Annotated in this window: 10 protein-coding genes; 7 read left to right on the forward strand and 3 right to left on the reverse strand. The window is 66.6% G+C overall.

The features are described from left to right. Positions 1 to 5: 5 nt before the first annotated feature. From AB0M14_RS15405 to AB0M14_RS15430, 6 genes are read left to right on the forward strand one after another with little or no spacing between them, the layout of a single operon-like run. Positions 6 to 836, forward strand: a complete 831-nt coding sequence (locus AB0M14_RS15405; RefSeq protein WP_364994457.1) for a thioesterase domain-containing protein — start codon at positions 6 to 8, stop codon at positions 834 to 836. Continuing rightward, positions 833 to 1,882 (forward strand): class I SAM-dependent methyltransferase, encoded by a 1,050-nt coding sequence (locus AB0M14_RS15410; RefSeq protein WP_364994460.1) that lies wholly within the window; start codon positions 833 to 835, stop codon positions 1,880 to 1,882. Before AB0M14_RS15405 ends, AB0M14_RS15410 begins: the two co-directional genes overlap by 4 nt. Next, on the forward strand, positions 1,879 to 4,542 hold the full coding sequence (locus tag AB0M14_RS15415) for a PEP/pyruvate-binding domain-containing protein (protein WP_364994463.1): 2,664 nt from the start codon (positions 1,879 to 1,881) through the stop codon (positions 4,540 to 4,542). Before AB0M14_RS15410 ends, AB0M14_RS15415 begins: the two co-directional genes overlap by 4 nt. Before the next feature lie 7 nt (positions 4,543 to 4,549). Further along, positions 4,550 to 7,258, forward strand: coding sequence for a polyketide synthase (locus AB0M14_RS15420; RefSeq protein WP_364994466.1), 2,709 nt, complete (start codon positions 4,550 to 4,552; stop codon positions 7,256 to 7,258). A 5-nt stretch (positions 7,259 to 7,263) separates the two neighbouring features. Next, entirely contained in the window at positions 7,264 to 8,427 is a 1,164-nt protein-coding gene (gene redW, locus AB0M14_RS15425; protein WP_364994469.1) for an L-prolyl-[peptidyl-carrier protein] dehydrogenase, read from the forward strand. A 16-nt stretch (positions 8,428 to 8,443) separates the two neighbouring features. Continuing rightward, positions 8,444 to 8,761 carry a hypothetical protein gene (locus AB0M14_RS15430; RefSeq protein ID WP_364994471.1) on the forward strand — a complete coding sequence of 106 codons (318 nt, stop codon included), beginning with the start codon at positions 8,444 to 8,446 and terminating at the stop codon, positions 8,759 to 8,761. Here the strand turns inward: AB0M14_RS15430 and AB0M14_RS15435 are convergent. The 3 genes from AB0M14_RS15435 to AB0M14_RS15445 are packed head-to-tail and all read right to left on the reverse strand — an operon-like array spanning position 8,746 to position 12,880. Continuing rightward, entirely contained in the window at positions 8,746 to 10,953 is a 2,208-nt protein-coding gene (locus AB0M14_RS15435) for an MMPL family transporter (protein WP_364994474.1), read from the reverse strand. The two genes, AB0M14_RS15430 and AB0M14_RS15435, sit on opposite strands and share 16 nt — an antisense overlap. A gap of 32 nt (positions 10,954 to 10,985) precedes the next feature. Further along, the gene (locus tag AB0M14_RS15440) at positions 10,986 to 12,158 is read right to left on the reverse strand and encodes a hypothetical protein (RefSeq protein WP_364994476.1); all 1,173 of its coding nucleotides are present in this window, start codon (positions 12,156 to 12,158) and stop codon (positions 10,986 to 10,988) included. A gap of 17 nt (positions 12,159 to 12,175) precedes the next feature. Then, entirely contained in the window at positions 12,176 to 12,880 is a 705-nt protein-coding gene (locus tag AB0M14_RS15445; protein ID WP_364994479.1) for a hypothetical protein, read from the reverse strand. A gap of 257 nt (positions 12,881 to 13,137) precedes the next feature. Here AB0M14_RS15445 and AB0M14_RS15450 point away from each other — a divergent pair, with 257 nt between their 5' ends. Continuing rightward, entirely contained in the window at positions 13,138 to 15,186 is a 2,049-nt protein-coding gene (locus AB0M14_RS15450; protein WP_364994481.1) for an AMP-binding protein, read from the forward strand.

Raw genomic sequence — 15,186 nt, forward strand, 5'->3', positions numbered from 1 at the left:
CGACGGTGCCGAAAGAGCTCCATGCCCAACGGCCGGCGCCAGACCCGGGCGATCTGTGGTTTTCCGGCGTCGACGCTCGCCCGGCGCCTGTCCGGCTGGTGTGCTTCGCCCACGCGGGTGGCGCACCGTCGGTCTTCCGGGACTGGCCGGACCATCTCGGCCCGGAGGTGCAGATCGTTCCGGTGTTGTTGCCAGGCCGCGGACTTCGTCTGTGGGAGCCTGCCTCGACCGAGATCCGAGCGCTGGCGCGTGAGGTCGCTACAGCGTTGATCGGCCGAGGGTTCCTGGAAGATCGTTACGCGCTTTTCGGGCACAGCATGGGCGCCCTGTTGGCCTACGAGGTGGCATGTGTCCTGCGCGAACTCGACGCGCCTGCCCCCGCCCATCTTTTCGTCTCCGGAAGCCGGGCTCCTCACCTCTATGGGACCTCGCTCGGTGCGGAACTGTCCGATGACGACCTTCTGACCTGGGTACGCAGGCTGGGCGGACTCCTCGGCTCCGGCGCGAGAGCACAATTCGACCGCCGGCTTCCGACCTTGCGCGCGGACCTGCGGGCCTGCGAGACCTACCGTCCGCAACCCTGCTCGCCGCTGGATTGTCCGCTGACCGTGTTCACCGCCGCGGGCGATCTGCTCGCGGGTCTGGAGCAGACCGGCCAGTGGCGCCGGTACACCACCGGGTCGACGCGCCGCAGCCATTTCCCGGGCGGCCATTTCTATCTTGTTGGGCCGCACCGCTTCAGCTTGCTTCGCGAGCTGCGGGCCGACCTTGCTCAGTACACCCGAGGACCCGGTTCAGCGGGTTCGGCCGGCGATCGCCGAAGGATGCAAACATGAAACTCTCGACGCTGACCAAGGCGAATGCGGCCGGCAGCCTGCCGTTGCTGTTGTCGCTGGCCAGAAGCTTCGCTACTCCGCTGTACCGGGCGAGTTTTCTGGCCGCGGCGCTGGACCAGGGTGTGCTGCAGGAACTTTCCGGTGGTCCGCGCGATGTCGACGCCATCGCTGATGCGGTCGGGATCGACGGCGATCGACGGCTGTTGCGTGCGTGGCTGGACTTGGGGGTGCAGCTCGGCGAGCTCGCCCTCGCCAATGGCCGCTACCGGCTCGCGAGCCGGCGGGCCAGAGGGCTGGCTCGGCCGCGCAACGACGCGGTCGCCGCCGCACTGGAAGAGCTGGTGCGCTTTCATCTCCCGGTCCTGCTGAACGGACCCGCGATGGTGCGCAGCGGTGCCCGGTTGACGATGTCGGATCAGGATGGCTCGATCATCGCCCGCTCCAGCCGCATCGTGCAGCCGTTCCTCGAGGAAGCGGTCGAAGGGGTGCTACCTCGCACCGGTGCGGTGCGGCTTTTGGAAATCGGTTGCGGCAGTGGCGTGTACGTGCGCCATGCCGCATCGCTCAATCCCGAGCTGACCGCTGTGGCCATCGACTATCAGGCCGGGGTCGCCGCCGAGGCCGCCGCCAATCTGGCGCTGTGGGGCCTGGCGGATCGTGTCGAGGTCACCTGCGCGGACGTGCGTGAGTTCGTCGCGCCGGAACCGTTCGACATCGTCACGATGCACAACAACATCTACTACTTCGCGGTCGAGGAGCGCACCAAGCTGCTCGAGCGCGTACGGTCGCTGCTGAAACCCGGTGGGCGACTTCTGCTCACCAATGCGTGCCGGGGCGGAAATCTCAGCACCGAAGTGCTCGGCCTGTGGTTCGAGTTCGCCGACTTCGGCGGTCCGCTCCCCGCTGCCGCCGAACTGGTCCAGCAGATGCGGGACGCGGGTTTTGTTGACGTCGAGGTTCGGCGCCTGATCCCCGGTGAGCAATTCTGCTCGTTCGTCGGCGGTAATCCGCTGTCGCGCAACGCCTCCGAGGAGCGCCGGTCATGACCGCATCCCCTCAGACCGCGCATGACCTGATCGTTGTACTCGGCGGCGCGGTAGCCGCGCCCCCAGAATCGCTGGGGGGCAAAGGAGCTCGCCTCGATGAGATGATGCGGACCGGACTCCCGGTACCGCCGGCGTTCTGCCTCACCACTGACCTGTTCGATCGCTTCCGGCGCGAGATCGGTCTGGACGACCACACGGCCCGGGTTGCACCCCACGCCATCCGAGACCAGGTACTGGCGGCGGAGATTCCGGCCGAGATCGGCGACGCCATCCTCGACGCTTACGCCGCACTCGGCGCACCACGCGTCGCCGTTCGATCCTCGGCCTGCCGTGAGGATTCGGCCTCCCAATCCTTCGCTGGTCAGCACGACACCGTCCTGGACATCTCCAGTGCCACAGGGGTTCTCGAAGCGGTCAAAGCTTGCTGGGCGTCGTTGTGGTCGGAACGGGCGGCCGCCTACCGTGGCGCAACTGCAGCCGGTTCGATCGCCGTGGTGATCCAGCAGATGGTCCAGGCCGAAGCAGCCGGTGTGCTGTTCACCCGCGATCCGGTCAGCGGGCGTACCGATCGCTGTGTAGTCGACGCGGTGTGGGGCCTCGGCGAAGGGCTGGTCTCGGGGCGGGTGAGCGCGGACTCCTTCACCGTCGATCCGGCCGGGGCGCGTGTCACCGATCAGCACATCCGATACAAGGTCACCAAAGCCGTCTCGGTGGCGCCGGGCATCGTGGAGCTGGCCAAAGTACGCGAGGAACTGCGCGGCGTCGCGTGCCTGTCGCACGAGCAACTGACCGGCCTCGCCGCGCTGGCGATGCGGGTGCGCGAACAGTACGGCGCCGAACAGGACATCGAGTGGGCGATACAAAGCGGCGCGCTGTATTTGCTGCAGACCCGCCCTATCACCGTTGAGCCACCGAAACCCGTGCGCCGCAGTCCATACCGGGAGCCACAGCCCGAACCTGTGCAGCAGGGCACCCTGTGGTCGCGCATGGATATCGGTGAGATCTTCACCGGAGTCATGACGCCCCTGGGCATTTCGTTCGCCGAGTACTACCAGTACAACGTGCACAGCGACTGTGTGCGGGCCACCGGCGTGCGCGACACCGGCGACATCGCCGGGCAGATGGGGTATCTCCAAGGCTATGTGTATCTGAACATCTCCTACACCAGCTACCTGCTCAGCCAGAGCATCGGCACCAAGGACGAGAAGCGCATCACCGAGCGTTTCGCGAGCGAGGACATCGACCAAGCCGCCTACCGGAATCCCTTCGGCAGCTACCGCTCCGGTGTCCCCACCGCCCTGTCGACGGCCTTTTGGGGCAAGGCGACGATGGCTGAGCTGGGAGACATGCGCAAACGAGCGCACCGGATGGTCGGCGCGCGAATACGCGAGTTCGACCGGGCCCGCGATCTCGACCTGGCCAGGCTCGACCGCGGCGGCCTGCACGCCGAAATGCAGCACCGCCTCAGGTTCTTCCACGACATGCATGTGGGCTACATGCCGTACTTCATCAACGCGTTCACTCTCTACGGCGCGCTCGAGATGATGTGCGGCACCTGGCTCGGTGCGGCGGGGGAGCGGTTGCAGAACCGTTTGAAGACCGACATGTCGAACCTGCGCACTGTGGCCTCCGCGCGCGAAGTGTGGGAGCTCGCCCAGCTCGTGCGCCAGCGCCCCCGGGTCCTGCGGATCATCACCTCGGGTTCGGCCGCCGACGTCGCCGAACGGCTGCGCGCCGACCAGGTGGGCCGGGTGTTCTGGAAAACGCACATGGAGCCGTTCCTGCGGGAGAACGGCGCGCGGGCGCAGCAGGAAATGGAACTCACCCATCCGCGCTGGATCGACGATCTTTCCTACGTGGTCAAGATGATTCGCCGCTATGCCGAGGACGGGTTCTGCTTCGACGCCGCTACCGAGTCCGCCACGGACCCGCGCGCCGAGGAGGCGGCGACGGCCATCGGCGAGCTGCCGCCGATCAAACGCCGGACGCTGAAATCGGTGATCTCGCTATACGAGAAGTGCAGCTCGCTGCGCGAGATCGCGCGGATGTCGATGATCACCTCGGTGTGGCTGGTGCGCGAGGTGGTCTACGAGGTGGGCGCCCGGCTGGTCGCGGCAGGGGCATTGCGATCGCTGGACGAGGTCGCGTACCTGGATTTCTCCGATGTCCTGCGCTATCTCGTGAGTACTGAGGATCCGCACGAGATCTTTCCCCGCACAACGATCGACGAGACCCGGCGCACCTTTCAGAACTACGCCCGGCTGCCCGCGCCGCCGATGAGTTTCGTCGGTGAATGGGAGCCGTCCCGGGCTGGGGCGCCGATCCAGGACGGGCGGGGCCTCGAAGGGCTGGCCACCAGCCCCGGCATCGCCGTCGGCCGTGCTCGCGTTGTCCAGGACCTGGCATGGCAAGCGGACGAACTCCAGGCCGGCGAGATCCTGGTGACGCGGTATACCGACTCCTCGTGGACCCCCCTGTTCGCCCTCGCGGGCGGCATCGTCACCGACATCGGTTCGATGCTGTCGCACTCCGCGATCGTGGCTCGCGAATTCCGGCTGCCGGCCGTCGTCAATACCGAACACGCCACCGCCATGATCAAAACCGGCGACCTGATCATGGTCGACGGAGACCGCGGCGTAGTCGAAATCGTCGAGAAATGAGACGGCGATGCACAACGAGCCCATAGCGATTGTCGCGATGTCGGCCCTCTATCCGGGGGCTTGTGGGCTCGAACAGTTCTGGCGACTCCTCGCTACCGACGAACCAGCCCCCGCCCCCTCGAGTTTGGACGACCTGCCGATAGATGTCGCCGCATTCAGAATCCCGCCGGTGCAGCGCGGTTCGATGAGCAGGATGCAGGTGCTCATGCTCGAGGCTGCCCGGCAGTGCCTGGCCGACGCCGGATATCCGGACCGTGCGCTGCCCAGCGACCGCACCGACGTCGTGGTGGGCACCTGTTTCGGTCTCGACCGCCAGTACGCGAACGCGTTGCGCATCGAAAGTACCCGCTACGTCCGGGAACTCGAACGCGCGGCGGCCACCGACCAAGACGATCGAGTCCGTCGTGCCGCCGATCGACTGACCCAGGAATTACGCTCCCGCCTCGCGCAACGCCTGGGAGTCTCGCGCCACGACCGGGTGGGTGAGATGGCGAGCACGATCCCGGCGCGGATCGCGACAACTTTTCAGCTGCTCGGCCGCACGATCGCACTGGAATCCGCCGACGCGACCTCGTTCGTAGCGCTCGAGGCCGCAATCACCAACCTGCGGGCAGGCACCTGCGACGCGGTGCTGGTAGTGACGGGTCAGCGCCGGGAAGGCCCCCTCAACGAAGCGGCGTTGGCCGCAAAGGGACTCACCACCGGGCCCGATGGAAGCTTCACTCTGTCGGACGGCGTCAGTGCGGTACTGCTCAAATGCCAGTCGAGAGCTGTGGCCGACGGCGACCGCGTCTACGCCTCGATCCTCGACTGCAGTCTGCGCCAGGAATCCCACCGTGGCGCCTTCCGCTACTCGACGACAGCCGAGGAGCGTTATTTGCTTGCCGAGCAGTGCCATCTGGTCAGTGGGGTTGATCCCGCGGCGGTGCGCTATGTCGAAAACGTGGGACCAGGGATCGCGGCCGTCGGTGCGGCTGATGCCAAAGGGATCGGTCGGCTACTCGGCGATGCCGCACCGGCTTCCGTGGCCTTCGGGAGCGCCATCGATGAGCTCGGGCACACCTTTGCCAATGCCGGCCTTGCCGGTGTCGCCAAGGCCGCACTGGCGCTGCATCACCGCACAATTCCAGCTCAGCGTGACGGCGATGCCGGTGTACCCGATCCCGGATCCGGTAGTGGCAGCTGGCCTGTCGAACGGGAATCCGGACACCGATATGCGGCGGTGTCCGGGTCCGGTTTGGGCGGCATGCTCAGTTACCTCCTGCTGCAAGATCACACAGCGCCGAAAACCGAGACCGCTGTACGCCCTCGGCCGCCGGCGAGGACCGAGCCGATCGCGATCGTCGGGTTCGGCGGAGCCTTCGCCGGCTCCGCGGACGCGGCGAGCTTCTGGGACAACAGCCGGTTCGGACGCGGCGGCATCGGCCCCGTGCCGGGCACCGTGCTCGATCGCGACCTGTACTTCGCGCCCGGCGAAATCACTCTGACGCACAGCTATTCGGAGATCGGCGCCGCCATCCCGATCCCGAACCGGCCACCTGCCGCCCTGCGCATCCCGCCGCGCCGCTACGCGGCAATGGACCCCGCACACCGCATCGCTCTGTCGGTGGCCGGCGAAACTCTGGCCAGGTACGGGTCGACGGCCGCGTTGGGCGGTCGCCGAGGTGTCGTGGCGATCGGCAGCACGCTGTGCCTCGCGACGGAGCGCCAGCGGGCCGGTGAACGGTCGTTCCACGAGCTGGAGTCGGCCGCAGCCGACTGCGAAGCGTTTGCCGCACTGCCCGCCGCCGCCCGGACCCGCATTCTCGAGCGCGCCCGCCACGCCTATGCCCCTGACATAGACCCGCTCGTACCCGCCGACCTGGACGGCTGGCTCGCCAGCGGTGTCGCAGGGGTCATCGCGAGCGAATTTCAGCTCGGGGCCGTCCCTATGGCAGTCGAGTCCGCATGTGCGTCGGCGCTCGCGGCGATCGAGCTCTCGGTCAGCGCACTGCGGATGGGCCGAGTCGATTTCGCGCTCACCGGAGGCGTCGAATTAGCTTGCACACCAAGGGATCTGGTGCTCTGCTCGGCGCTGGGCCTGCTGTCGCACACCAGGATCACCCCCTTCGACGCCGCAGCCGACGGGTTCAGCCCCGGCGACGGCTGTGCGCTGTTCTTGCTCAAACGTCTCTCCGACGCGCGGCGCGACGGTGACGAGATCTTCGGTCTGATCCGCGGTGTCGGCGCCGCCAACGACGCGAAATCGCTGATCGCCCCCGATGTCGACGGCCAGATCAGGGCCATGCGGGCAGCTTTCGCCCAGGTGGACTACGAGCCTGCCGCAGTGGACTATCTCGAGGCGCACGGCACTGGAACCCGAGTGGGAGACCGGGTCGAAATCGCGGCTGCGGCAGGTGTTTACGCCGCAGCCCAGCGGGCGCGCCCGCTGGTGATCGGTTCGGTGAAAGCCTTGATCGGGCACACCTTCGCCGCCGCGGGCGGCGCCGGATTGCTGCACGCGCTGCAAGCCATGCGCGGGGGCGTTTTTCCGTACAACGCCTATCTGAACACGATCAATCCGGAGCTGCCGTTGCAGGAGATCCCCGCAGTGCTGCCCCGGGCAGCAGCGCCATGGCCGGCGGAACCAGGCATCCCCCGCAGGGCGGGTGTGAGCTCCTTCGGCACCGGCGGCATCAACTATCACCTTCTACTCGAAGAAGACAGGCAGGACTGAGTCCGATGGATTTCGATCTCTCTGCGGATACCGAGGCGATGTGCGCGGCGTTGACCGCCTTCGCGCGACGCGACCTCGGCGGCACCGGAACCTTTGTGCCCCAGGACTTCCGGCGCCGCTGGCAGCTCGCCGGCAGGCAGGGTGTGCTCGGCGCGACCGTGCCGGAAGAGCACGGCGGCAGCGGTCTGGACGCCGTGTCGGCGGTCGCGCTGATGGAAGCCCTCGGGTGCGGCACCGCCGACACCGGATTCGGTTTCTCGGTGGCAGCACATTTGTTCGCCTGTCTGATGCCGATCGTCGAATTCGGTACACCAGAGCAACAGTCGCGCTGGCTGCCGCGGTTGAGTTCCGGGGAATTGATCGCCGCGCACGCCATCACCGAACCCGAAGCGGGTTCTGACATCTTCGCTATGCGCGCCACCGCTGAGCGGCGCGATGACGGCTATGTCCTCAACGGCGTCAAGGCATTCGTTACGAACGCGCCCATCGCCGACCTATTTGTCGTGCAGGCTGTCACCTCCCCGGGTGGCGGATTCTTCGGGCTGACCACCTTCCTCATCGAGGCCGGGACGCCAGGCCTGCACACCGGGCCGCCCTATGACAAGGTCGGCTTGCGCGGTTCGCCGACAGGGGAGGTGCATCTGGACGACGTCCGGGTGCCCTTGGATGGTGTGCTGGGCGGCCCGGGGGCGGGGGCTGCGGTGTTCGCCGAATCGATGAAGTGGGAGCGCACCTGCCTGTTCGGCGTCTATCTCGGTGCCATGCGCCGGGTTCTCGACAGCACCATCGAATTCGCCGGGGAGCGTGAGCAATTCGGTGCGCCCATCGGCGAGTTCCAGGCGGTGAGTCATCGGATTGTCGACATGGTCCTGCGCTTGGAGTGCGCACGGTTGCTGTTGTTCAAAGCAGCCGTGGACCTGACCCGGGGCGGCGCCGGCGAGCTGGTGTGGCCGGCGCTGGCGAAGATCGCGGTCAGCGAGGCGGCGGTGCAGCTGGGTCTGGACGCCATCGGGGTGCGCGGGGGGCTCGGTGTTGCCGACGGCGTGGCCGAGACCTTGCTCCGTGATGCGCTGCCTTCACGAATCTTTTCCGGTACCAACGAGATTCAGAAAAACAATGTGGCGCGTGCATTGGGATTGGGCCGACGCCGGCCTGCCCGGCGGCGCTGAGAGGGGAAGCCCGGTCATGCAGGTCATCGTTCATCTCATACAGCTTCATCCCGGCGTCGATCCGGCCGCATTCGAATCATGGGTGCGGACAATCGATTACACCACCTGCCCGCGGCTGCCCAGTGTTCGCGCCTTCAGCGTGCAGCGTTCGGCCTGCGTTCCAGGCGAGCCGTGGCAATACTTCGAGATCATCCAGGTGACCAGCCGAACCGACTTCGAAGCCGATATGCGCACACCGGCCTTCGCAGGCCTGGTGAGCGCATTCGACACGATGGCGACGGTGGTGCATGAGTTCGCTGGGCTGCGTCTGGATCCCGGCTACGCGGCCACCTGACTCTCCCGGGTCAGGTTCCGAGGCCGACGGGGTAGCAGCCGCTCCAAGCTCGCGGGCAACCACCAATTCCACTCGCCGAATAGCTTGAGCAGCGCGGGTACCAGCACGAGCCGCACCAGGGTGGCATCGATGGCGATGGCGACGGCGAGTGCGAAGCCGAACTGTTTCAGCTCCGGAACCGGGGCGATGAGGAAGCTGCCGAAGACTGCGACCATGATCGCCGCCGCGGCCGTGATCGGGCGTGCGGTGTGCTCGATCCCGACCGCGATGGCCGAGTCGGTGTCGTGGCCGTCCTCCCAGGCTTCCTGAATGCGGCGGATGAGGAAGACCTCGTAATCCATCGACAGTCCGAACAACAGCACGAACACCGTGATGGGGATATAGACCTGCAAGAACCCGGGACTGGTGAAGCCGAGTAGACCCGAGCCGTATCCCCATTGGAAGACCGCGACGGTCAGGCCGATGGCCGCGGCGGTCGCGAGCAGATTCATCAAGACGGCTTTGACCGGCAGCGCGATGCTGCGGAAGATCGCCAGCAGGAACAGCAGTGACATGCCGAGTACCAGTAGCAGGACCCAGGGCAGCTTGTGTGTGGTCTCGTCGGACAGATCGACGAAGCCCGCGGTCGCACCCCCGACCAAGACCTGGGCGGCGGGCAGGCCGCCGGTGAGATCGTCGCGGATATGGCGAACGAGCGCAATCGCTTGGCTGGAGTCGATGGCTACCTTCGGCACCACATTGAGCAGAATCCGGTTGTCGCCGGCCAGAGTTTCGATGTCACCGACGCGGTGGTCGTCGGACAGGGCGGTGGCGAGATGCTGGGCCTGCTGCCGGCCTTCGGCATCGAGCGGACCGTGATTGGGGCCGGTGATGACGACCTGAATCGGGGATACCGCGCCCGGGGCGAATGAACGGTCGAGAACAAGCTGGGCTTTGGCGGTGGGCTGGTCGCCCAACGACGACGTGCCGAGGTCGATCCCGTAGCGCAGGCTGCCGATCGGGATCGTGGCGATCAGCAAGATCGCCCCCGCCGCGGTCGCGAACAGGACGGGACGCCGCAGCACCAGATGCGCCCACCGTGCCCATACTCCCTGTGCCGCAGCTGAATCCGTGCGGACATCAGCGGGACGCCAGCGTACGGGCAGCTGCCACTTGTTCACTCGATGGCCGAGGATGGCCAGGACCGCGGGCAACAGCGTCAGCGCCGCGATCAGAGTGCAGATCACCGAGACGAGAACGCCGGTGCCGACCTCCCGGAAGATCGGCGAGTCCATGATGAAGAACGAACACACCGAAATGCCCACCACGACACCGGAGAACGCGACAGTGCGACCGGAGGTGGCGACGGCGACGCCGGTAGCCTCGGCGATGGCGGCCGGGGCGGGGCCGGCGATCTGGCGCCGGGCCAGTTCTTCACGGAACCGGCTGACGATGAACATGGCGTAGTCGATGCCGATTCCCGTGCCGATCATGGTGACGATGGTGATCAGGAACGCGTCGAAGGTCAGCCCGAAACTGAGCAGGTACAGCACACCGAAGGTCAGGGTGAGTCCGGCTAGGGCGAGCAGCAGCGGCAACGCGGCTGCCAATACCGCACCGAAGGCGAGCACCAGAATCACCAGTGCGAGTGGCAGACCGATCGATTCGGCCTCGGTCGTCGCCGCGGTTTCCACCGCCGTGAGATCGTTGGTGATCGGCGAGAAACCGGTCACGTTCGCCGTCACCGCACCCCCGGCTGCCCCCGCGACCGCGCGCTGCAAGGCGGCTGCGCGCGTAGGCAGCGAGCCGGCGTCACCCTGCACCGCTACCAACGCCAGGGCCGCGCGCCCATCCTCGGACACCTGATTCTTCGCGATCGGGTCGAACGGACCGATCACGGTGACCACGCCGGTCTCGGCGCGTGCCGCCGCCAGCACGGCGTCGACGACGGCTCGCCGGCCCGGATCGGCGATCCCGCCGTCCAGGCTCTCGAAGACGATTACGTCCTGTTCGTTGCCCAGGCCGGCGAAGTGGCGCTGGATCAGCTCGGAGGCGCGAGTCGAGGCAGCTTGGTCCACACCGTAGTTGGGAGCCTTCAGCTGCCCCATCAACAGCGGCAGGACTGCGCTGCACGCGATCAGCAGAGCAATCCAGGTCGTGATGACCAGGCGATGGTGGCGGGCCATCAAGGCGCCCCAGCGGTGATTTCTCATCGGTTGTCTCTCACTGGTAGGGAGTGTGCTCGTCACAGCGTCCGCAACGAGGCCGCCGGACTCCGGCGGGGTGACGGCGGGCAATGGTGCGCCGAATAGCCAAGGCGCGCAACGAAAAACACCAGTCCCGCAAGTCCGAACTCGGCGCACAGCCGAGCGTGCAGGTCGTCGTGCTGGATGACGACGCTGATCGGGTGCAGGACCAGGCCCATGTCGGTGGCCAGCAGCCAGAAGTCGGTGAGCAACTGCCCGGCGGCAACCAACTCGTCGTCACCGACCGCTGCTTCCGGCAGGCTCAGCAGCAGCACCGCGGGGGACTGCCGGACGAGGGCTGCGAGCTGTGCGGCGAGGATTCGCGGGAAGCCGGTCGGACGCAGCAGTCGCATGGTGATGGGAGCCAGCGCAATACGGCGCAGCAGCATTGCCGTTGCGGAGAGCGGGCCGAACAGGTGCTCGAGACTGAAGCCGTCGCCGCGCTCGCGGGCCTCGGTCTCGCTACGGCGGATGAAGGAGTGTGTTTCCCGCCATGCCGCGGGATGGGCGAAGTCACGCCCGGCGTGGCGGGCGACGAAGCGTACGAACCGGGATCGATCGTCCTCGGACGTCAGAAATCGGATGTCGATGCGCTGGGAAGTCTGGCTGCTACGTCTGGCCAGCGTGTCCGCGACGCCCACAGGAATCGGCTTATCCAGGTATGGCCCGCGATCGGTGTGCCGCGCTGCGGCGAGATCCCGCAGCTGCGTGCGGGTTTCGGTTGGTGTTCCGGCGCGCTCGAGCCGGGCCAGCCGCAGCGGCCGCCAGTCCGCGGGCAGTCCGAGCACGCCCAGGTCGGCGGAGACTACTTCGGTGCGCACGATCCAGCCCTCGGCGGCAAGCGCCCGCTGCAGCAATCGCCAGTACAGTCCGCAGCTGAGCTGCATCTCGGCATGATGGGCGGGAAGGGCCGCGAGCTCACGGGCACGGTCGGCCGCGAGCAGCAAGAATTCGGCGTCGATGTCGACTCGCACGCCTGGGAGGTCGGGTTGCGACAGGTTGTCGCCGCACAGAGCGGCAGCACGGCGGCGGGCCAGGTCGCTGACCACATACGCCAATCCCCACGGCTGACTATTGTGCGAGGACGGGGCTCGTGCCGCGGTGGCCATGGCTGCTGTCAGCGCCGTGCTGAACGAAAGGTCTTCCCGCTGAACGGAACGCCGTACTGTCATACTCATCTCTCCGCGCTCTACCAAACAAGTGCCAGGGAATAGTCCGGGTCCTCGGCCGCCCAGCCGCGCTGCGGCCACGGGCCGGCGGCGGCCGCGCTGTGCAAGTGCGGACCCGGCGCCCAGTGAAATGCGCCGTTCGCCAACCATCGGGTGAGCCGGACCTCGCGAGGATCGACGCGTAGGCCGAAGCCGAAGTATTTGAGCACTGCCTCTCGGCACACCCACCGCAGTGGCGTCCCCATCGTGTCGAGACGGGTGTGGCCTCCACCGGTTTGCGCGGTACCCAGCTCGGCCTCCAGAAATGGCGAGAACCTGCGGTTGCGCTCCAGATCGATACCGACCGGCCCCGAGGCGCACGCCGCGACGGCCAAGTCGCCGGAGTGCGAAATGCTGATACCGACAGGGGCATCCACCACCGGCATGCCCGCGCGAGGGCCGGCGTCGAGGGTGCGCACCGCGATGTCGCAGGTGGCGACGAGGCGGCCGGTGTGCTGCTGCTGGTAGGCCTGGACGGCGTACTTGGCGGCGAGCCGGCCTGCCAGCCACTGTGCGCGACGCCGGGGAATCGGCAACGTGGCGGCACGGCGCGCCTCTTCGGCGGACATGTGGAATTCCGAGTCCGACAAGTTTATCGACACAACGGCAACAGTCGGACCGCCCGGCGTATGGGAGATATGCAGCGGCCGCGCCGGATCAAGCATGCAGTACTCACGACGCGACATTTTCGAATTCTCCAGTATCTGAATAGAGTCATTATTGATGTGGCCGCTGACGATTCCGCTGACGGTCCGTTGACGTATTCGACCCGGTTACCGCTGGTAGGGACGGTCGTCGTCAGGTCTTTCGGAAAGTATTGACGCGCTGTTGATTTCATGGGTAGCTTGGCCGGAGTTCGTCCGAATCGATTATCGAGAACGGCCTTGATTCTGCGAGTGTTCGATTCGCAGTGTATGAATCTGGCCGATATGTAGAGGCTGGCATGAAGACCTTATCCATGGATTCCGTTGTCGTCGCGCGAAACTGGGTCGATCTCGTCAGCGCGAGAGCTCGGCAATTCGGTGATCGCACGGTTTATACCTTCCTCGGCGAGGATGGCCGGGAATCCGATGTCCTCACCTACCGTGAGCTCGATCGGCGCGCCCGGATAATCGCGCACACCCTCGCCATGCGCTGTGCGCGCGGTGACCGGGTGTTGTTGCTGTACCCGGCCGGATTGGACTATGTCGCCGCGTTCTTCGGCTGCCTCTACGCCGGCGTGATCGCTGTGCCACTGTATGAGCCGACGCGCAACCGAGCTGAGCAGATCGACGCGGTCGCGAACGATTGCGCCGCTGTCGCCGTGCTGACCACACACGACATCGTCTTGCAGCCCTTCGCCTACGGCACGGAGCACGCGTTCGCTGCGCTGCCACGGATCGCGACCGATATCTTGCGCGACATCGACGCCCCGCAGTCGGTGGCCACGACGGTGGACAGCGCCACCGTCGCCTACCTGCAGTACACCTCCGGCTCGACTGCTACGCCCAAAGGCGTGATCATCGATCACGCGATGGCGTTGCACCAGAGCGCGGACATGGTCCACTGCTGGCAGGTCGTGCAGGACGACACCATCGTCTCGTGGCTGCCGCACTTCCATGACTTCGGACAGGTAACCGCGATCCTGCTTCCGGTCTACGCGGGGTGCAGCGCGGTGCTCATGGCGCCGTCCACCTTCGCCAAGAACCCGGTCCGCTGGCTCGACGCCATCACCGCATACCGTGGAACACACAGTGGTGCACCGAATTTCGCGCTCGACCTGTGCGTGGACAAGACCACACCGCATCAGCGTGCAGCATTGGATCTCAGTAGCTGGCGGGTCTTGAGCAATGGCGCCGAGCCCGTGCGCAAAGCCGCGCTCGATCGTTTCCAAGCCACGTTCGCGCCGTGCGGGCTCAGCGGGACCACCCTGACCCCTGGGTACGGTCTCGCCGAAGCGACTCTCAAAGTGACGTGCGGCGACGTGCACGGTCGGCGGCTGGCTGTTCGCTTCGACCGCCGAGCCCTCGGTCTCGGTGACGCCGAACCGACCGCAGACGAGGACGGCGTCGACCTGGTGGGTCTCGGTGTCACCGCCCTGTCCACCGAGCTGGCCATCGTCGACCCAGGGACGGCGACGCGCCTGCCCGATCGCCGGGTGGGGGAGATCTGGGTGTCGGGACCCGCGGTCTCGGCCGGCTACTGGCAGCGACCGGAGGAGACCGAACAAACCTTCGGCGCTCGGATCGACGGCGGCGACAGTACCTGGCTGCGGACCGGTGACCTCGGATTCGTCTACGCGGGTGAGATGTTCATCTGCGGCCGTGTGAAGAACATGATGATTGTCAACGGTGTCAACTACTACCTCGAAGACATCGAGGGCACGCTGGCCGGTCACGACGCACTGCGGGCGGGCGGTGTCCTGGCCTTCGGCATCGAGCGGGACCGCCGGGAAGGGCTGGTGCTGGTGGCCGAGCACCGGCCCGAAAGCGGGGCCGAACCGGCGTCGCTGGCCGCCGTGCTGGCCGAACTCGTCGCCGCGCGGCACGGTATCGCCCCGGTCACGGTCGTCCTGATCACCCAGGGCACGATCCCGCGCACAACCAGCGGAAAACTGCGCCGCCAGCAGTGCCGCAACGACTTTCGAGCCGGCCGACTATCCGAAATACACCGTTGGGAAGGCGTGAGCACCACGATGACAGAAACCACCGAGCCCTACATCCCGGATGCAGCGGTCGTAGGAAATATGAGCGAACTGGTGCGCCTCGGCTTGATCGAGCGAGTGCGGACCTGGATGGCGGACCGCCCGGGCGCTGACGGGCCCGGCCTGGATCTGAGCCGATCACTCGTCGAACACGGCCTCGGATCGGTCGACCAGATCGACCTACACGAAAGCCTCGAGACCTGGGCGGGCAGGCGGTTTCCACCGGAATTGATCTGGGACTCGAAAACCGTCGAGGACATGGTCGCAGCCATCGCCAGGGTCTTGAGCCCCGCGCCCGCGAGGATGTGA

It is taken from the genome of Nocardia sp. NPDC051832 (assembly GCF_040681285.1).
Classification (GTDB): domain Bacteria; phylum Actinomycetota; class Actinomycetes; order Mycobacteriales; family Mycobacteriaceae; genus Nocardia.